At 64.6% G+C, this 19,078-nt stretch carries 19 protein-coding genes and 1 pseudogene; 7 read left to right on the forward strand and 13 right to left on the reverse strand.

Going from position 1 to position 19,078, the window contains the following annotated elements; translation table 11 throughout:
• Positions 1-10: 10 nt before the first annotated feature.
• Entirely contained in the window at positions 11-976 is a 966-nt protein-coding gene (locus ACJH7A_RS07940) for an MBL fold metallo-hydrolase (RefSeq protein ID WP_212807737.1), read from the reverse strand.
• A complete protein-coding gene (locus tag ACJH7A_RS07945) occupies positions 973-1,545 on the reverse strand; it encodes a carboxymuconolactone decarboxylase family protein (RefSeq protein WP_212807738.1) in 573 nt (190 codons plus the stop codon). Before ACJH7A_RS07945 ends, ACJH7A_RS07940 begins: the two co-directional genes overlap by 4 nt.
• A 164-nt stretch (positions 1,546-1,709) precedes the next feature.
• Between ACJH7A_RS07945 and ACJH7A_RS07950 the strand changes: the two genes are divergently transcribed.
• Both ACJH7A_RS07950 and ACJH7A_RS07955 read left to right on the forward strand, forming a co-directional pair.
• The gene (locus ACJH7A_RS07950; RefSeq protein ID WP_212807739.1) at positions 1,710-2,261 is read left to right on the forward strand and encodes a TetR/AcrR family transcriptional regulator; all 552 of its coding nucleotides are present in this window, start codon (positions 1,710-1,712) and stop codon (positions 2,259-2,261) included.
• 35 nt (positions 2,262-2,296) lie between these two features.
• A complete protein-coding gene (locus tag ACJH7A_RS07955) occupies positions 2,297-3,163 on the forward strand; it encodes an arylamine N-acetyltransferase (protein WP_212807740.1) in 867 nt (288 codons plus the stop codon).
• On the opposite strand, the gene ACJH7A_RS07960 is transcribed toward ACJH7A_RS07955, so the two are convergent.
• Positions 3,160-3,690 carry a TetR/AcrR family transcriptional regulator gene (locus tag ACJH7A_RS07960; RefSeq protein WP_212807741.1) on the reverse strand — a complete coding sequence of 177 codons (531 nt, stop codon included), beginning with the start codon at positions 3,688-3,690 and terminating at the stop codon, positions 3,160-3,162. The genes ACJH7A_RS07955 and ACJH7A_RS07960 overlap by 4 nt on opposite strands.
• An 85-nt stretch (positions 3,691-3,775) precedes the next feature.
• Here ACJH7A_RS07960 and ACJH7A_RS07965 point away from each other — a divergent pair, with 85 nt between their 5' ends.
• Together ACJH7A_RS07965 and ACJH7A_RS07970 are read left to right on the forward strand one after the other, a co-directional pair.
• Positions 3,776-4,801 (forward strand): aldo/keto reductase, encoded by a 1,026-nt coding sequence (locus tag ACJH7A_RS07965; RefSeq protein WP_212814484.1) that lies wholly within the window; start codon positions 3,776-3,778, stop codon positions 4,799-4,801.
• Positions 4,802-4,809: 8 nt separating this feature from the next.
• Positions 4,810-5,943, forward strand: a complete 1,134-nt coding sequence (locus tag ACJH7A_RS07970; protein WP_212807742.1) for an ABC transporter substrate-binding protein — start codon at positions 4,810-4,812, stop codon at positions 5,941-5,943.
• 34 nt (positions 5,944-5,977) lie between these two features.
• Here the strand turns inward: ACJH7A_RS07970 and ACJH7A_RS07975 are convergent, their stop codons facing one another.
• Positions 5,978-6,313, reverse strand: a complete 336-nt coding sequence (locus tag ACJH7A_RS07975) for a GyrI-like domain-containing protein (protein ID WP_371824589.1) — start codon at positions 6,311-6,313, stop codon at positions 5,978-5,980.
• Positions 6,314-6,496: 183 nt separating this feature from the next.
• Positions 6,497-6,853, reverse strand: a pseudogene (locus ACJH7A_RS07980) (helix-turn-helix domain-containing protein); the annotation flags it as partial.
• An 82-nt stretch (positions 6,854-6,935) separates the two neighbouring features.
• Between ACJH7A_RS07980 and ACJH7A_RS07985 the strand changes: the two are divergent.
• A complete protein-coding gene (locus ACJH7A_RS07985; RefSeq protein ID WP_212807743.1) occupies positions 6,936-7,274 on the forward strand; it encodes a nuclear transport factor 2 family protein in 339 nt (112 codons plus the stop codon).
• Entirely contained in the window at positions 7,271-8,110 is an 840-nt protein-coding gene (locus ACJH7A_RS07990; protein WP_212807744.1) for an SDR family NAD(P)-dependent oxidoreductase, read from the forward strand. The genes ACJH7A_RS07985 and ACJH7A_RS07990 overlap by 4 nt, the downstream gene beginning before the upstream one ends.
• Before the next feature lie 30 nt (positions 8,111-8,140).
• Here ACJH7A_RS07990 and ACJH7A_RS07995 read toward each other — a convergent pair whose 3' ends face one another.
• Positions 8,141-8,656 carry a helix-turn-helix domain-containing protein gene (locus ACJH7A_RS07995; protein ID WP_212807745.1) on the reverse strand — a complete coding sequence of 172 codons (516 nt, stop codon included), beginning with the start codon at positions 8,654-8,656 and terminating at the stop codon, positions 8,141-8,143.
• 56 nt (positions 8,657-8,712) lie between these two features.
• On the opposite strand from ACJH7A_RS07995, the gene ACJH7A_RS08000 reads away from it, so the two are divergent.
• On the forward strand, positions 8,713-9,945 hold the full coding sequence (locus tag ACJH7A_RS08000; RefSeq protein WP_212807746.1) for a benzoate/H(+) symporter BenE family transporter: 1,233 nt from the start codon (positions 8,713-8,715) through the stop codon (positions 9,943-9,945).
• Here ACJH7A_RS08000 and ACJH7A_RS08005 read toward each other — a convergent pair.
• The 7 genes from ACJH7A_RS08005 to ACJH7A_RS08035 form a co-directional block, all read right to left on the reverse strand.
• The gene (locus ACJH7A_RS08005) at positions 9,920-10,393 is read right to left on the reverse strand and encodes a hypothetical protein (protein WP_212807747.1); all 474 of its coding nucleotides are present in this window, start codon (positions 10,391-10,393) and stop codon (positions 9,920-9,922) included. The genes ACJH7A_RS08000 and ACJH7A_RS08005 overlap by 26 nt on opposite strands.
• A gap of 198 nt (positions 10,394-10,591) precedes the next feature.
• Positions 10,592-11,569 (reverse strand): glycoside hydrolase, encoded by a 978-nt coding sequence (locus ACJH7A_RS08010; RefSeq protein ID WP_346416648.1) that lies wholly within the window; start codon positions 11,567-11,569, stop codon positions 10,592-10,594.
• Positions 11,570-11,750: 181 nt separating this feature from the next.
• Entirely contained in the window at positions 11,751-12,992 is a 1,242-nt protein-coding gene (locus tag ACJH7A_RS08015) for an MCE family protein (protein WP_305798840.1), read from the reverse strand.
• Between the two features lie 1,214 nt (positions 12,993-14,206).
• On the reverse strand, positions 14,207-15,991 hold the full coding sequence (locus ACJH7A_RS08020) for a DEAD/DEAH box helicase (RefSeq protein ID WP_406801733.1): 1,785 nt from the start codon (positions 15,989-15,991) through the stop codon (positions 14,207-14,209).
• 144 nt (positions 15,992-16,135) lie between these two features.
• Positions 16,136-16,414, reverse strand: coding sequence for a DUF3892 domain-containing protein (locus tag ACJH7A_RS08025; protein WP_406801734.1), 279 nt, complete (start codon positions 16,412-16,414; stop codon positions 16,136-16,138).
• A 128-nt stretch (positions 16,415-16,542) separates the two neighbouring features.
• Positions 16,543-17,319: a hypothetical protein gene (locus tag ACJH7A_RS08030; RefSeq protein WP_406801735.1), complete on the reverse strand. Its 777-nt coding sequence runs from the start codon at positions 17,317-17,319 to the stop codon at positions 16,543-16,545.
• Positions 17,320-17,686: 367 nt separating this feature from the next.
• A complete protein-coding gene (locus tag ACJH7A_RS08035; RefSeq protein WP_406801736.1) occupies positions 17,687-18,865 on the reverse strand; it encodes a hypothetical protein in 1,179 nt (392 codons plus the stop codon).
• Between the last annotated feature and the right edge of the window lie 213 nt (positions 18,866-19,078).

Consider the following 19,078-nt stretch of genomic DNA (forward strand, 5'->3'; position numbering starts at 1 on the left):
CGGGGCGCTCCTAGCCGTGCGCGCGCGCGAGCTGCGCGGCGATGGACTCGATGGCCTGCGTCAGGTCCAGGTACGGGATGCCGGGGTCACGTTCGTGGTAGATCGCGGTGACGATGATCGGAAGTGTCGCAGCGGCTTCCGGGTAGTTCTGGATGTCGATGCGAGCGACCGCTTCGGCCACCGGCACACCGTGGTCGTACAGGCGGGTGGCGTCGGTGTGCAGGGTAGACCAGAACCGGATGCCGCGGTCGATGGCCGCGTTGATCTCGGGCCCGATCAGGACGGGACCGTGCCCGGCGACGACTGTCCGGGCTCCGAACGCGCGGATGCGCTCGAGCGCCCTGATCCAATTCGGGATCGAGCCCGACCAGGTGACCGCAACCGGGTTGTGCGTCAACAGATCTCCGGCGTACAGCACACCCAGCTCGGGGAGGTAGGCGATGGCGTCGCCCACGGTGTGCGCCGGCCCCAGTTCGTGGAGTTCGACGTCGATTCTGCCGACTCTCAAGGCCTTTTCACCGTTGAAGGTGGTGTCGGCGGCACGAACCCGTACTTCGGAGAAGTCGAACGGCCGCCCGAGTGGTGCGAGGGCCTGCAGCGGACCGCCCGGCTGGGTATCGGTGTTGAGCAGTTTCGTGGTGAGGTCGGCATGCGCCTGAGTCATCAGCGCACTGGCGGCCTCGGTGGTGATGATTTCGGTATCAGCGGCGAATACCTGATTGCCGAAGAAGTGGTCACCGTCGGTGTGGGTGTTGAAGACGTACCGCACCGGCGCTGACTCGGTCAGTACGTCCATCTGTGCGCACATCGCTCGTGCGTGTTGCACGTCGTAGAGGGTGTCGATGACGAGCGCTTCGCCCGCGCTCACCACCAGGCCGGCATTGGCCAAGCCGAGGGCTTCATTGCCGGACAGGAAAACATGGGCTCCCCCACCGAGGTCGAATAGGCCTTCCTCGAAAGGGATTTCGTCGGTCATCGTTCGTCCTTTGCTCGTTCGTCGTGCAGCTTGGCGGTGGCGTCCACCAAAATGTTCGCCGCGTCAATGCCGCCCTCTTCGGGGACGATGCCGAGGGTCTTGATGAACATCGCGGTCATCACGTAGTGGCCGGCCAGCAGGGTGATCTCGGCAATTTCGTTGTCGGAGAAGAACTCCTGCATCGCTTCCGTGCTCGCCCCGCCGTCCTTGATCTGCGCCAGCAGGTCATCGACGAACGCGATGAGCACGTTGACGCGACGGTCTCCGAACTCTGTGGCTCCTGACACGACGCCGTCGATCATCGACTCCGGCACCCCGGCTGCTCGCGCTTCGGGCACGTGGTGATGGAGCTCGTACGGGGCGTTCGTCATCGCGCCGACGCGCAAGATCACCAGCTCCCGCGTGTCGGCCGCAAGCGCGCCCGTCCGGAACGAAAGCCCCAGTGACAGATACGGCTTCGCACTGGACCTCGTCATGACCAAACCTCGCGACAGGTTGGCCGGAAACAGGTCATAGACCTCGCGTTGCGCGGGATCGAGGTCCTCCAGGCTTGGCAGTCGAACAGCCATGAATCCTCACCTTCGCTTCAAAAGGGTGCTTCTCGGCGGTGCCCATAAGATACGGAGCGTTTCCTACTTTCACGGTAGCGCGGGCCGTTAAGATACGCAACGTGCCTAATCGAGAAGCGGCCGTACCGCCCGGGCCGGTGTCACGACGCCGGGACGACGCGCTGATGTCCGCCATCCGAGACGCCACGTGGGCTGAGCTGACCGAACACGGATACGCCGGCGTCACCTTCGAAGGCGTCGCGCGCCGCGCGCAGACGGGCAAGCCAGTTCTTTACCGCCGCTATCGTTCTCGCGCACAGATGGTCACCGACGCGCTTCCGACGCTGCGTACCCCACCGTTCGAGGTGGCGTCGTCCAAGGGGCTTCGCGAGGACATCCTCAGGATGGTCGAATCCCTGGTCGATCAGTGGCAACAGATCGGGCTCGACACCTACCGCAACCTCATCGCCGAAGCCGACGAAGCCACCCTGGAGACTTTCCAAGCGAAGGTGGCCGCACACACCGACCATACGATTCGCCGCGCACTGGACGCCGCGCGCGATCGAGGCGAGATCGGACCGGCCAGGATTCCCGACCGCGTGGCCACCGGCATTCTGGCACTCATGCGCAACGAATTGTTGCTCGCACACAACACCATTGAGCGCAGCGCCCTTGCCGAGCTGGTGGACCTCATCTACCTGCCTGCGGTCGAGGCCGCCTCACGTAGACCCAGGTAAGCATGGGTCTGCAGACCGCTGACTATCGTGGGTTTGTGACCACGTGGCATGGCGACGAACTCGATCTTGACGCTTATTTCGCGCGCATCGGCTTCGAGGGCGAGCGACTCCCGTCCGCCGCGACCCTGGCCGCTCTGCACCGGGCCCACACCACCTCGATTCCGTTCGAGAATCTCGAGATCATGCTCGGCCGGCCGATCCTCCTCGATCTGAACACCCTGCAGCACAAGATGATTCAGTACCGCCGCGGCGGCTACTGCTACGAGCACGTGACGGTGTTCGCAGCGGCCCTGGAGCGGCTCGGTTTCCGGTTCACCGCGCTCGGCGGGCGCGTCACCCTGGGCGCGGAGGGGACCGCGCGCCCGCGCACCCACGCGCTGATCGTTGTCGAGTTCGACGACGGTCGGCGCCGGCTGTGTGATGTCGGATTCGGCCGCGGGCCACTCGAACCCATCGAGCTGATCGCGGGTAACGAGGTCGATCAAGACGGCTGGCAGTTACGCCTGTCCTCGGCTCCCCTCGGCGCCGACACCGAGGTGTTCCATCCCGACGAGTGGACGCTGTGGCAGCGGTCGAGCGTCGATGGCACGGTCGGATGGCTCGACCGGCACGTCTTCACGCTCGACCCGCAGTATCCGATCGACTACGCCGTCGGCAACCACTTCGTGTCGACCTCACCGCGCTCACCGTTCACCACCCGGCCGTTCGTTCAGCGATTCGCTGCCGACGTCCAGCACGTGCTCGACGGAACTACGTGGACCACAACGAATCCCGACGGAACCTGCTCCACACGCGACGTCGAGATCTCTGACGTACCAACCTTGTTGGCCGACACCTTCGGCGTCGAGTTGTCCGGTGAGGACGCTGCGGCTCTGGTCGACTGGATGCGGGTGCGCCTCTAGCTGGCCGGATGGAACCCGCGCAGGACGGTGTCGAGGTGTCGCCGCCAAATGTCGTCGCCACCGCCGGCCGCGGCGATGCCGCGGAGCGCCCAGATGGTTGCGGTCACGTCTGCGGTCGTCACGTCCCGCCGGATCGCGCCGGATCGCTGCCCGCGCGACAGCAAGGCTGCTGACTGCTGCCGGAGTTCCTCCACGAGGTGCTGTGGCGCGAGGTCGCCCCACAGAAAGGCGGACAACCCGCTCTTGCGGACGAGCTCGGCACCCACGGTGTGGAGGAAGACGCTCAGGCATTGCTCGTCGGGTGCCGCGTGCGCTTCCTCAGCAGCTGTCAGTAGGCGCCCGAAGAACTCGCTCAACACTTCGCGGACCAGCGCCTCCTTGTTGGGGAACCGTCGATAGAGCGTTGCCGGACCGATCCCGGCGGCCTGGGCGACGTCCTCCAAAGTCGCCTGCGGGCCGTGCTGCGCAAACACGTCCTCGGCAGCGACGACCAATCGGCTGCGGTTGGCTGCCGCATCTCGTCTCATCGTCGGCTCCATTTCCAGGCGTACTATCTGATAGTGAAACTATCACTTATTGCGAAGGGGTTCGACAGTGACGGCTGTTGATGGCATGGCACGGGTGCAGATCGGCCATTCGGACCTCCGTGTTCGGCCGGTCGGTCTCGGCTGCATGGGGATGTCGCAGAGCTATGGAGACGCCGACGATTCGACGTCGATGCGAACCATCCGTGCAGCGCTCGACTTGGGCGTGGACCACCTCGACACTTCGGACGTTTACGGCGCTTCCGATATCACCTGGGGCGTCCCGATCCGCGGGTTCGGCCACAACGAGGAGCTGATTGGCAAGGCCATTTCCGGACGTCGCGACGAGGTGGTGCTGGCCACCAAGTTCGCCGCCCGGATCAACGACACCAACGACGGGATCGCCATCGACGGGCGGCCCGAGTATGCGACCGCCGCTTGTGAAGCGAGTCTCCGGCGTCTCGGTACCGACGTGATCGACCTGTATTACTGTCACCGCCTCGATCCGCGCGTCCCTATCGAGGAAACGGTCGGGGCCATGGCCGAGTTGGTCGGTGCGGGCAAGGTCCGCGCGATCGGTCTCAGCGAGGTGGGGCCCGAGACCTTGCGCCGAGCACGGACGGTGCATCCGATAGCGGCGTTGCAGAGCGAGTATTCCCTGTGGGAACGCGGCGTCGAGGGCGGTATCGCGGAGACGTGTGCTGCGTTGGGGATAACGCTGGTCGCCTACAGCCCGCTGGGCCGCTCCGCACTCACCGGAGCGTTGGCTGCCGACGCAACCTTTGCGAAGGGCGATCTGCGCGCCACCAACCCGCGCTTCACCGCGGAGAACCTGGAGACGAACCTGGCTCCCGTGGCTGCACTGAACGAGCTGGCCGATCAAAAAGGTTGCCGCCCGGGCCAATTGGCGTTGGCCTGGCTGCTTTCGCGCCCCTTCCCGGTGGTGACGATTCCCGGGACCAAGCGCGCCGAGTATGTGGCCGAGAATCTTGCCGCCACCAACGTCGCCCTCAGCGCCGACGAATCTGCCTATCTCTCAGCGGCTTTCGCACCGGGAACCATCGTCGGCGACCGCTACGCGCCGGCGCACGCCCGCACTGTGGCGCCACGCTGAGCGCGCAGATGACGCCCACCCCTGCCGCCCGCCCCCTTGTGCTCGGTCAGATCGCATCACTGACCGGCTCCAATTACATGGGGTTGGAGAACTTGGCCGGCGCCGAGCTGGCGGTGCAACAACTGAACGACTCTGGCGGCGTGCTCGGACGCCGTATCGAGTTGCGCGTCGAAGACGACGGCAGCCTCCCGCAGGGCGCAGTCGATGCTTACGGTCGGCTCGCCGGTCTGCGAACAGTCGCGGTTATCGGCACTTCGTTCTCGAATGCCAGTCTCGCCGTCCTGCCACACACCGACGGACACCAATTGCTTTATGTCTCAACTGGTGCCGCGCACACGCAGGTCGATCCCGTGCGGCCGTACGCCTTCATGACGCCGCCGCCCGGGCATCTGGTGGCCGAGCAACTGCTGCGGTTCCTTCACGGCGCCGGCATCACCGAGATCGCGGTCGTCATCGATGCCGACAGCGCGTTCAACCGGGATGCCTGGGCGGCCCAGAAAGCCATGCTCAGTCGTCACGGCATCGCGGCCGTCGCCGTCGTGTCCGTCAACGTGGACACCGACGATTTCGGTCCGGTAGTCCGCCGGCTCGCCGAGAGCTCGGCACAGGCGTTGATGGCTTGGGTGACCGGCCCACCGGCAACGGGTTTGGCACTGGCTTTTCGAGCCGCCGGGCTCAGCATGCCGATGGTGATGGGGATCGGGGCAGCAAGCCCGGGATTTGTGGACTCGGTCGGACCCGCCGCCGAGGGCATCATCGTCGGAACGTCCTTGGCGAGCATCGGTTCAGACGTACCAGAGCCGACGATGCGACTCACGATCGAAGCCCTGACCGCACCCTTCGAACAGCGCCATGGCGCGCTCCCATCGCAGTTCGCCGTCGACGGTTACGTCGCCGCCAAACTCATCGCGGCGTCGATCGAAGCCGCGGGCACCGACGACCGTGGCGCCGTCCGGGACGCGATGGAAACGCTGACGTACGTAACGGCTGCCGGCCGATACGCCTTCTCGCCCACCGACCATTCGGGCTTGGACGTCGATGACGTCGCCGTCGCCGTCATTCGGGACGGCCGGTTCCGTCTCACGCCGTGGTCCGCAGGCAGGCTACGAGAGCACTTGTGCCGCACGGACACGAACCGCTGACGATCGACGGTGTCGGTCTGGTCGCGGGCTGCTGTCAGTCCGGCGGCGGCGTGGTGCTGAAGACCGGCCAGCAGATCTCCGTAGCGGTGAATGTTGTTGGAGCTGCGGGTGTTCCGCCGAGGTAGTGTTCACGGATCGGACCCTGGCCGCTGATCAGGTGCTCGTTCGCGTATTTGCCCAGTGCCCCGTAGCTGCGGTCGATGCTTTCGTCGTGACCACCGGAGTGGGTGAGCACCGCGTATTCGGCCTTGGGTAACACCTCCGCGCGGACACCGTCCGGAGGCTCCGCCGATTGCGGCGCGGGAACGAACAGGGTTGCGTGGCCGCGTGATTCGAGAAAGAGCGCCCGGTCGTAGAGGCCGCCAGGCACGACGAGGGACGGTGCGCCTACTGCGGCAACTGCGTCTCGCAGTGTCCTCAGCGTCGCCGCGAACCAGCTGTCGATCTCGGATACCTCGATGGTGGCGCCGATGGACCACACGGCCAGTGCCGGCTCATGGCGCACTGCCACGAAGGCGGGAGTCTGCACGGGCGAAAGCAACTCGCGCAGCGCGCCAACGGTGTCACGCGTCTGTTGCAGCTGGACCTCCATCTGTTCGAGATGAGCCGTGATGATCTGGGTGCGCGTCGCGGCGTCGTCTGTGGTCAGCAGCGCTTTGATGTCGGGAATGGACATGCCGAGGGATCGAAACCGGCGAATGATGTGTGCATGGTCGACCTGGCTGGTGTCATAGAAGCGGTAGCCGGTGTACGCGTCGACGTGTGCCGGTTCGAGGATCCCGATGTCGTGGTAGTGCCGTAGCGCTTTCCTACTCAGGCTGGTCATCACGGCGAAGTCACCGATCGAAACCTGTGCGCCCACGCCGTCCTCCTCATGCGATCCGCCGCCCGCGTTATCGGCTGAGGCCATCCTGCAGTCTCCCCCTAGGGCAAGGTCAACATCGCGGCCCCGACTTGACCCTCCCCCCTACAGGAAGCTCCACCGTGAGGTCATGACCACAGATTGGGATGGCCTCCCGGACAACATAAAGACGTTCATGACCGCGCTCAGCACCCCGCAGGACGGCCGCGCGGTTGCCACCTTCACCGCCGATGCGGTCGTGACCGATGAGGGGCGCGACTACACAGGCCGTCACGAGATTGGAGCCTGGCTGACCGCCTCAGCCGGCGAGTACACCTATACCTCCGAGTTCACCGGGGCGACCACCACCGACACGACCATCGACGTCGGTCAGCATCTGGAGGGCGACTTCCCCGGCGGGGTCGTCGACCTCCGTTTCCGCTTCACCCTCGACGGCGAGTCGATCAGCCGGTTGGTGATCGAGCCATGAGCCGGAGATGGTTCATCACCGGCGGTACGCCCGGCGGCTTCGGGGTGGCCTTCGCCGAAGCGGCGCTCGAGACGGGAGACCGTGTGGTGCTGACGTCCCGGCGCCCGCAGGAGCTGGCGACCTGGGCCGAACAGTACGGTGACGCCGTTCTCGTCGTGCCGCTGGAACTCACCGATGCAGCGCAGGTACAGCGCGCGGTGCGCGCGGCCGAGGAGCACTTCGGCGGTATCGATGTGCTGGTCAACAATGCGGGTCGCGGTTGGTACGGATCGATCGAGGGAATGGACGAGACCTCGTTGCGGGCGATGTTCGAACTGAACTTCTTTGCGGTGCTGGCCGTGACGCGCGCCGTGCTGCCAGGCATGCGCGCCCGCGGAAGCGGGTGGATCGTCAACGTGTCCTCGGTGGCCGGGCTCGTGTCGGCCGTCGGATTCGGCTACTACAGCGCGACGAAGTTCGCCATCGAAGCCATCACCGATGCGCTACGCGACGAGGTCGCCGCACAGGGCATCTCCGTCTTGACGGTCGAACCCGGAGCGTTCCGCACGAATGCCTACGCCGGCTTCGCCAATGAGCCTGTCGCTGAGGCAATTCCGGAATATCACGACATGCTGGAGCAGGTCCGTGCCACCTTCGTCGGGATGGACGGTGCGCAGCCCGGCGACCCTCGCCGCGGAGCTCGTGCGGTACTCGCGGCGATGGCCCAGGACCCGCCGCCCCGCCGGCTGGTCCTGGGCAACAGCGGATACGACGCCGTGATCGATGCGCTGGAGCAGAACCTGGCCGACATCCGGGCGAACGAAAGACTCTCTCGCAGCGCGGATTTCCCTTCCTAGCCGGGCGGCCCGGCTTCCTTCCGCCGGCCCTCACCGCGGGGTGGTGATCACCACTACCGCTTCAGCAGCACCATCGGGAGCGGCGAACCGGTGGCGGCGATCGCTCAGCCAACTCAGCGTCGCCCCCTCCTCGACCAGACTCTCCTCACCGACCGGCCCGGCCAGCACCTTGCCATCGACAACCGTGAGGTGCTCGCGAACGCCGACCCCGTGCGACGGCGAGATGTGCTCGGCGCCATCGGGGAACTCCAGGCGGAACACCTCAACGGTCACCCGGGGCAGGTGCCGCACCGAAAGCAGCACCGTGCGCATCCCGCCGTCGGCGGCTGGGTGCACGCCCGGGGTCTCGCCGACCAGCGCGGTCAGCGGCACATCCAGGGGTTCACACAGGGCATAGAGGGTCTCGACCGTGGGATTGCGGCCGCCCGACTCGATCTCGGACAACGACCCCTTGCCCACCCCGGCTCGGCGGGCGAGCTCGGACAGGCTCAGACCCCGCTCCACCCGCAGCTCTCGCAACCGGCGACCGACCTCTCCCGCATACATCTCTTCATGGTACGTTCTGTTTACAGAACGTTCCGTATTCAGAACGGAGGGTGCGGATGGAACAGGACGTCTCGAAGGCAGTCCCGATCAGTGCCGGCGTGGTGTGCGCCCTGGTCGGCTTCACGTCGTCGTTCGCGGTGGTACTCGCGGGGCTGCGGGCAGCGGGCGCAAATCCGCAACAGGCGGCCTCGGGTCTGGTGGCGGTGAGTTTGGCGATGGGCGCGTCATCGATGCTGCTGTCGTGGCGGTTCCGGATGCCGATCACCAGTGCGTGGTCGACGCCCGGCGCGGCGCTGCTGGTCACGACCGGTGCGGTGGCCGGCGGGTGGCCCGCGGCCGTCGGCGCGTTCGCGCTCACGGCGGTGCTGCTGCTGGCGACGGGCCTCTGGCCGGCGCTCGCGCGCCTGGTCACCCGCATCCCCAATCCCGTCGCTCAGGCGATGCTCGCGGGGGTCCTCCTCCCGCTGTGCGTCGCTCCAGTTACCGCCTTGGCCCACGATCCGGGTGCGATCGCACCGGTGCTGGTGGTGTGGCTGATCATGATCGCGCTCCGGCCCCGCTGGGCCGTACCGGCCGCGTTCGGCGCCGCCCTGGTGGTGATCACGGTGACACTGGTCCGCAACCACGCCCTGCCCGCAGCCACTGCATGGATCCCCCACCTGCAGGTCACGGCTCCCACCTTCACCATGCAAGCGCTCACCGGCATCGCTGTGCCGCTGTACATCGTGACCATGGCAGCGCAGAACATCCCCGGCGTCGCTGTCATGTCGGGCTTCGGTTACCGCGTTCCCTGGCGTCCGGCGCTGACGGTGACCGGGATCGGTTCCTTGCTGGCGACTCCGTTCGGCGGACACGCCGTCAACTTGGCCGCGATCAGCGCCGCGTTGGCGGCCGCACCGGACGCCGATCCGAACCCCCGGCGCCGCTGGATCGCCGGGTTCACGACGGGGGCGGTGTACTGCGGGCTCGGCCTGGTCTCCACCGGACTGACAGCGGCTGTTCTCGCGGCCCCGGCGGGTGTCGTGCAGGCCGTTGCCGGTGTGGCACTACTCAGTGCTTTTGCCGGCGCCTGCGCGGGAGCAATGGCCGACGAATCGGCGCGACTCCCCGCAGCGGTGACGCTGATCGTTGCCGCCTCGGGAACGACGGTGGCCGGTGTCGGTGCGGCGTTCTGGGCGCTGGTGATCGGCGTGATCGCACACCGACTGCTCAGGCCTGCGGCCGCCGCCGCTCCAGAACCGTCGCGCCGAAGTGCGCCTGCTGCTACGACAACGCAGCCTCTCGGCTGAACGGCGGCGTCAGCACAGGCGCCATGGCAGGTTCCTCGCCCGCCTGCGGACGGCGGTGACTCCACAGGACCACGGCCGCGATGAGGGCCACCACTCCACCGGCGCCAACCGGCAGCGTCGTCGACTGACGGTCAGCCAGTATCGACTGGCACTGCTCGACATAGTTGCTCGGCGCGAACATGGGCCCGCGGTTGGTGTGCAGATCCAAATTGATCTGGTCTTGTACTCGGGCGACTTCGAAGTCCGGGCGAAAGCCGGTCCCGCAGGGAATCGGCGTTCCAAACCGGTCCACAGCTCCCAGCTGCACAGGGATTGCTGTAGATAGCAGCGCGCCGAGAACCGCAGCGGCACCGGCAAGGGCTAGTACACGGCTAAACATGTTGCTCCAGTTCCCCCTTCGAGATTGGTGAACGACTGCGCTGGCGGCAATCGTCGACTTGGCGTTCATCTCGTGAGCGGTTGCGGCCAGCAACCGCCGTATATGGGTTAGTCGTGACCGGTGGCTCAAGCCGAACGTGCGAATTACGTGATCCCGAGCACATAGCGGCAGCGCTACTCAAGCCGGCAGTTGAAGGCCTCCGGCCAGGCGGCCCGGCCCGATGTCACGGCCGACCAGTCCGAGGGGACCTTGCGAAATAACGGATCTTCAGGAGACGGTCACGTGGACGTGGTCGAAGTGGGCAGCCACCCGCCACATTGTGTAGGAGATGCCGAAGCGTCCCGCCTGACTCTCGAGATCGGCCTTTATCTCGTCCCCGAGACCCATGTCCGAGCCGATCATGATGTCCACCGCATGCCCGCTCGGGTGGTCGGGAAGCCGATCTGCGCGCACGCCACCAATCGACTTCACGCCGGGGTAGGTGGCCATGATGTAGTCCACGATCGCCCTCGCGTTGGGGACCAAACCGCTCATCCCGACCGTGGGGATCGGCGCGATCGGGCCCAACGCTGCCGTGACGGCTGCCGTCGGGAGGACCACTCCCGCCTGCTGGGCCGGGGGCAACGCGGCATAGCTCGCGCTGACAGCGGCCATCTGCTTACGCAGCCGAGCCCGCATGTTCTGCAAGTCCGCTCGGACCGCAGCAGCCGCGTCGACGGCCGCCTTCGCGTCAGCCGCGGACTTTGCCGAGGCCTCCTCGCTGGCCTGCGCGTCCTGGTAGGCCTGACGGAAGCCCCGCATCTGCGCGGAGATCTCGGTAGCCACCACCCGCTGGACGGCCAGGGCGGCGATCAGGTTCGCGGGCGACGACGCGGTCAGAATGGCGCTGACGCCGTCGGTTCGCCCACCCATGTAGGCCGCAGCGGCATATTGGTCCACGTCCTGCTGGTAGGCGTTCAGTTGGGCTTTGGTCGCCTCGAGGCCGGCGAGATCGTCGGAGTGCTTCTTGTCCGCCTGACTCAGCGACTGCAGCTTCGCGTCGAGATCCGGCTGCGCATTGCGGATGGTGTCGGACAGCTGTTCGACCTGGCGGGACAGCTCGTTGAGCTGTGCCAACCCATCCTGGGGCGGGTCGGCCTGCGCCACGCCAGCCCACACCACGCTCAGTGCGACCAGTCCCGCGATGGCACCGACCACCGGCTTGCGGGCGGCGTCATTCGCCACAAGCGGTGAGTGAACCTTCAAGACTGCGCATCCTTCGACGCTGTCGACGTCTGCTCCGTCGAGCCGACTGCCCATGTGCCTTAGTTGTCCAGGAGGCTACAAAAGTGGCGCCTGCGCTGTCCAACCATGGCCGTCAACCACGCGCGTGGTCATCAGCTAGCGGAAGAGCCGCGCCTACGGGAGCCGTCGGGCGACGCTTGGGTCAGGGGTTGATGGTGCTCGACCCGTCTTGACGTCCCCAGATGTACTCGGACGCGAACGGCGAGCCCAAGCCGAAGTGGTTGTACGGCGCGATCGACGCGCCGGTGTCCATCACCATGTAGGGCATCGGCCAGATGTCCTTGGTGACCGTCCAACAACCCGGGCGACCCATCGGACCGCCGGAGGCGTTGATCCGAGGCAGGTTGTCTGGGTAGACATAGGCGTTGGCGGTGCCGACCAGTTCCATGTGCATGGCCAGCGAGTAACCGTTACCGCCGAGGCCCTTGGCCGCGGCCGGCGCACCGGAGGCGAAGCCGCGGAACAGACAGTCCAACTCGGGGCTGTACTTGTCCAGCAACCGGGTCGTCGGCAGCAAGTCCTCGGCGCCCCGGGTCAGGTACGGACCACCTCGCTCCAAGATGTCGCCACCGGTGTTGCCGAACCCGACCGCAGCGACCAACGTCTGGTCCAGATTGCCGCGCTGATCATTGAGGGTGCGGGCCGTCGTGACCGCGTTCGCCAGGCCGTCCCACAGATCCGGGGATGCGTCGGCGTACAACTGCGATAGGTCGGCCAAGGCCTTGATGTCATGCCGCAATACGGGCATCCGCGCGTTGATGTCACCCAAGATGTCGTTGCCGTTGACCAAGGACTGTCCGAACTTGTCCCCCAGCCCGTCGAGAGCCTGAGCCGCGGCGGTCAGAATTTGGTTGAGCTTGACTGGGTCCACCTGCCCGGAGATCGCGGTGATGGTCTCGAACAGCGTATTGAACTCCGTGGTGACGCCACTGGCGTTGATCACGTCACCACTTTTGAGGCGCTGTGGCGACGGGTTGGCCGGCGAGGTGAACGCGATGTACTTGTTGCCGAACGCGGTGGTGGCCAACAGCTTGACGTCCACGTTGCTCGGCAACAGGTCCAAGTACTGCGGATCGACGCTGAGAACAAGTTTGGCTTGAGCCCGGCCATCATTCCCAGACTGGGCCTCAGCGGCCTGCAACCGGCCGATCGGCACCCCGTTGAAGGTGACCTTGGAACCAGGATCCATCGACAACCCGGACCGGTTGTACACCACGAACAGCTGGGCCTTGGTGTCGAAATAGCCTCGGAACTGGGACCAAGTCAGCGCCAGCACCAGCACGAAGAACAGCACCAGCCCAACCGCTGCCGCCTGGTACGGCGGGCTACGGTCGGGGTTCAACGGGGCATGGACCTGCCCCTCGGCGATTGGCGGCGGCGGCAATCCATCGAGGTCGCTCCCCGAGTCGGGACCCGCCACTGCACCACCCCCCTTTGCCGGCCCGCTAGGCCAAACGCCCTGTCATTAAACGCGGTATCGACGGCTTGTCGAAACCTGTTGGCCTGCATGGTGTTCGGGCTCACATGGGCGATCCGACGTGTCCGCCGTCACGCAGGCCATGGTCGGCAGGAACCGCAAGAACTGCACGAGAGCTGCCTGAGCCCCCCAACGATCGCCGCCGCCATGCGGAATCAATTTCCCGCACGACCATTTCCGTATCGGGACTCGGTTCAATCTCCGTCGAGACTTCGCGGGCGGGTTCACGCCACCCGTGGTAGTGGTCTGCCACGATTTGCCGAACGGTGTCCGATGCGCGGTTTCCCCGAAATGACCAGTCGGGCAAGACCTTTCCCTCACCGAAATCACCGGCTAGCGCCGGTGGGCGACCTGTTGGCTATCAATCCGCAACGGCCACCGCGCTTCCACCCCGAATTTGGGCGGGGTCATGATGGACTTGTCGAGAAGCGCCGAGGAAATGAGCCGACCTCGGCGATATCCCGCGAGGAAGCTGACGTTCCTCGACACTCCGGCATCACTGGTGAGAGCTGCTGTAGGGTCTCAGATTCCGTGACATCTGCCGATTCCCTGACCTGCGGTGATGCAGGTTGTCTCACGCGATGTCACCGGGGTTCTGTCTCAGAATTTTGGCATTTCTTCAGCAGGCATTTTGGGCCTCAACGGGGTCAAGCCGCTTGAGCCCAGAGGGCATCTGGGCTATCAGCGCCAACTTGCGTCACGTGACACGGCGATCCTTGACCGCCGTTGATAAGTCAGTCTTACGTGCCGACGACGGTTTCGTTGGGTCTGGTCATGGCCAGGAGCGACCCCTGGAAGCCCGTTCTCAATCGCAGGCAAGATTTACGAACCGTATGGGCCTCCTTCGAGTCGCCGTGGTTGCTGGAGGTGTTTCTCCACCTCAACTCGCGTGCGGGACTCCTCCAGCGGTCGGGGTGACGCTGCTCTCTAGCTCGTCGAGCCGGCACCGCGCTGTCCGAATGAATTTCACCGCGCATTCGCGACAGTAGTGGTATTCATTCCGATCGATCTTCATGATCAGCATCGGATCACCCTTGGCAAGAACATGTTTCGCGTTCGATTTGCACCTGTGCCGGCGCCCGGCGGTGCCCATCGCGATCGATCGGAGTAGTGAACGCTGACTACTCATGGCAAAGCTCCTGTTCGACATCGGCGGCGATGTCGGGGAGTGCAGCGATGAGGTAGTCGAGGTCGTCGTTGGTGTAGTCCTGCCGGCTCTGGGCGCCGCTGGGCACGCGGGATTTGACCTTGCGATCGATGGCTGACTTCACCACCGTGAAGTTGTCGCGGGTGCGATTGAGGTTCCGGCCGACATGACTGAGCTCGTTGCGCGACAAGATCTTTCCGGCCTCGGTCTTCACGAGGTTGTCCAGGAGGCTGCGTTTGGCACGGCGTTCCTGCTGGCGTGACGGCGTGATCCCTTGGAGCCGATCGAACTGTTCACCGGTGTTGATGCCTGCCCCCTGCAGGACCGCGAGGGCCTGGGATACCTCCGGATCCGCGCTCAGCAGGATCAAGTTCTCCAGCCGGATGTCCTCCTGCGCGGTGATGACCGGCAGAGGCTGGAGGTCCACGCCGCGATCGACGTCGCGTTCTGTCCCGGGAGTTTCGTCGACCAAGTTCTCGTCGACGAGATGAGCAAAGAATTCCTGGTCGGCTTCGGCGAACTCCTGGAGATCGGTCCACACGCCGGTGATGTTGCCGCCGACGTGGAACACGACGACACCGTTGTTCGCTGCCGAGTGCGGCTCGGCGTTTGGGATGACACGCATGATGCGCCCGACGAACTGCATGAACGGTCCCAGATTGCTGAAGAGGCTGAACACCGCGGCGACGCTCAGGTAGGGGTGGTCGAAGCCTTCACCGAGCTTGCGAACTTGGACGATCACGTCGAGTTCGTGATTTTCAAGTTCGCGGTGTACCCGCTCATTCGCAGCGATGCTCTCGTTGCTGTGAACGTAGTCAGCACGAAGGCCGAGCGCTCGGTACTTCGCCACAATCTGTTGGCAGTGCTGCATATTGAGCGCAGAGGCGATGATCTTGAGGCGGGGCTCGCGGGCAACCTCCCGGAGTTCCCGGAGCTTGCGGATGGAGGCTTCGGCGATCGTGGTCAGGGTGGCGTCCGAGCTGACGATGCTACGCCGGAATCCGGCGTCTACTTCACCGAGCCGGCGTACCTCATCGAGCCCAACTTCGATCTCCACGTCACCTTCGTGCCGTACGTAGTGCAAGGTGGTCGGGTTCAGCCGGTAGCCGGTGATCTGCTTGACGTAGCCCATCTCCACCGCGCGGGCAATCGGGTAGCTGTAGATGATCTCTCCGGCCATCACCCTGCCGTCGGCGCGGGTCGGTGTGGCGCTCACGTTCAGGATTCGGGCCGCCGGGAAGTGTTGGCGCAGAACGTCCCAGCTCTCGGCGACGTTGTGGTGCGCCTCGTCGAACATGATGAGGTCGAAGAAGTCGGGCGCCAGTAGGGGCAGCCAGCGGTTGCTTTCGCGTTGGAGTTGCTGGATATTGGTGACCACGATGTCCGCCTCGTCGAGGTCTGCGATGTTGCTCGACGCGCCGCGGATCTCCGCCGGCTCTGGAAAAGTGTTCCCACCAAGCACATTTCGGCCCGTGTAGAAGTACTTGGGGTCACTGGGGGTCAAGTCGCGCAGAAGCTGGTCGGCAATCTTGAGGTTGGGGGCTACCAACAGCGCGCGGCGCGCGCGGATGGCGAACGGCGCCAGCGCCAGCAGGCCGGATTTACCGCAACCGACGGGGAGCACAACAGACACTTCCCGGTGCTCGAGATCGTCGAAGCCGTGGGTGGCGATCGCTTCGAAGGCCTGCACCTGCGGCTCACGCAGGGCGTTGTTGTCGGCGACGTTGGGTGTCAGGGCAATGTACTGATCGTTCTTCAATTCAATTCCTTATGCGAAAAGACTTATGGGTCCACAAATTTGATTGATACACAGGGCAATTGCCGCTGTCGTTGAGGTGATCGTGCGGTCAGCATCGAGCTCGCGGTGGAGCGCGATGAGCACGTTCCACCGCGAGCTCGATGGCTAGAAACGCGGCAGGGCCAAAAGGTTGTCGGTCCAGACACCGTCGGCGAAGGTCCGCAAGTACTTCTGGCCGACCTTGGGTGTCACGACACCGACCTGTATCTGCCGTCCGGATTCGTGGACATACGCTGTCCCGCCCTGGGTTTCGATCCACGAAATGATCTCGGCGCGAGAACTCTCGACGGTGTTGGCGGTGGGCGGCTGACACCACCGCAGCCGCTCGATGTGCTCGTGCGTGGTAGCGCCGGAGAGGTGAATTGCAGTTACGCGAATAGACACGCGTGTAGCCCCTTTCTAAGGGAACTTTGTGAATGGGTTCGAAGGGCCCTACACTCGTGTTTGTAAGACGGGTCGTGTAGCGGCCGAAGGGTTGAGCGGGCATTCCAGTGCCCGCTCAACCTATTTTTCTAGGTGTCGGCAGACTGGGCGATGGCCCCCGTTTCCGACTCCGGTGACGCAGCATGCTGATGGCGCAGGCTTTCGTCCGGAGGCATCGATTCGTTGAGCTTGCGCCCCATCCGCACAACGGTGGGGTCTTCATTCGGCGAGATGATGCCCGCCAAAGTGATTCGCGCCATCGCTATCCATTCCCGAGCGGGTGCTTCTTCTCGATCTACATCGTCTACCTGGTCATCGTCGTCGATGGGCTCCAGGGGCCGTGCGATCGCAAATCCAATCGTGGCTTCCGGATCAGTGATCTGATGCTCGACGCCAGCCTTGTCCACCACGATGATCTTGCTGCGGCAGTTGGGGCAGCAGGCGTCGCGCATCACATGTGACACCACACGCGGGACGGCGAACTGGGCCGCCGGCGAGATGGCGAACTGGCGGGCCACGACCTCCAGTTCACCGAGTTCGAGGCGATTGGCCCGGGAGGAGCGCATCAGAAATTTCCACACAGGTAGCAGTTCACGCAGGGTTTCAATGGAAGCCCCAGCTTCACGCATCGCCAGGATCCAGATCATCAAGTCGACGACGATCAGCGGATACACCCCAGCGCGGGAGCCGGCACGAACGCTCTGCGGGACCAACTCCGCCGAAATGTAAAAGGTCAGCTTGCGGGGTGACAGTGGGAAACCAGCTTGCCGAACTCCGCTGAGCAGCTCAGACTTGGTGACGAGTCGCCCGTCGCCGCCCTGCAGTTCGAGGTACTCGAAAAACCCATTGTCCTGCAGTTTAACCATGGTTACACCTCCACCCCAAATAGCTACATCACTAGTGTAGCACACCCATGTAAGTATGGAGGCTCGGACAGTTCCGCCCTGCTTACTAGCATCACCACACGCAATGGTATCCGCGCCGCTGGACACGGCCCGAAGCCGAGGGCCGCCTCCATGTCTTGTGCAACCTGAGTCCGATCGCCGTGTTGTGATATCGGGTGCGTGAGCCGGTACATGATGCGCGATTGGTGGCCGGCCGCTGGCTGCGCAAGTCACGATCTGGTATTCCCCGGCAGGCCGCGCTTCTTGCTCAGCAGCGACTCGCAGCCGAAGGTGTTCTTGTCCCGCGCTTGTGTTGGTCACCAGTCTCGCGCCAATTCGTAGTCACGCATCATGGGCGTCTCTTCCGGGACGACTTCGCCCGGCTCGAACTGTTGCCGGGGTCGGTCTTCCGCCTGTCGGCTCGTTGTCGCGCCTTGGCGAGAATCTCGACGGCTACCCCGAGGATCTCGGGGTCAGACATAGCGGCCTGTAGATCGGAATGGCGGGCAACGCCGGCGTCGTTGCAGACCAGTCCACCTACGACATAGAGAAGGCGCGCGTCGTCAGACAAGTCGGCGTCAAGCAAGCCCTCCCCCTCGATCAACCGCATGATGTGGCGACGGCGATCACGGCTCAGATTCGGACGAAACTTGTGTTCATCACCCTCAGATTCATCCGGCTTTCTGGGTTTGGGCAGCCGAGGACCAGGTGCAGCGCTGCGTCGGCCCGGCTTTGTTGGAGCTAGATAGCCACGGCGCCGTGCGATGGAGATCCAGTCGCGGATTGTGGCTTCGGGCCGGTCGAAAGTGTCAGCCATGCGGCCGATCGCGCCACGGCCAAGGCCTGCCTCCTGGATATAGGCCTCAGCGACATCGACGAGCAACTCGTCGCTGAGTTCAGGTCGACCACGCCGGCGCGGCACGCTATTCGATGAGTTCTCCAGGGCACGTCGCTGCTGGTCGGTTAGGTCATCGGTTCGCAAGTCGGGCCCCGGTAAGGAGCGGATTCCTTCGGTACGCCAAGAGTCGTCAGCCAGCCACCGTTGAGTGCGAGCAACAATGTCACCCAACGGAATTCGGCGCAAGATGTCGCCGGTGATGAGCGTGGGCGGATCGTCGCTGCCGGGCTGGGCCTCGACGTCCGGCACGACGTAATTGTCGGACTCGTCGAAGTAGCCCCAGTTGCGGCGGAACAGTTCGAGCTCAGCCACTTCCAACCCCTGGCCGCGATTGATGAGAACGGCATAGACAGTCACCGGGAGGCGTTCGGAGTGATACACGACGTCGCAGACGTAGCCAGGTCCGCGGGGATGCTCCTTGACGTAGATCTCCAGCCGGTCGCTCGGCCACTCGTCGTCTTCGTCGAGCTGATCTGCGGTGACGTCGTCGTCACGCGGACCGAAGCCCATATCAAAGACCGACCCCTTGGTGAGGTCGACGAGTTGGCCGATTCGGCTGCGGGTGTATGACAAATCACGAATGCCCAAGTCGGGGTGGTTGAGGAAGTCCACCTCTTTGCTCTCCGTCACTCCCCTAAAATAATCCAGCCAGTGCGCTAAGCAGCGGCAAAAACCATCCGACTTAGCCGGCGGGATAAGTCAGCGTTATGAAGGTTGCTCAACGCTGCTCGCGACTGAACGAACCGGCGTAGCAACGGTCCAGATACACGCTCGCAGGACAATGACAGCGGGATCCGGCGTACTAAGCTGAGATGCCTGAAACGCCTTGGGAGATAATGACAG

Source organism: Mycobacterium sp. SMC-17, from assembly GCF_045310915.1.
Lineage (GTDB): Bacteria > Actinomycetota > Actinomycetes > Mycobacteriales > Mycobacteriaceae > Mycobacterium.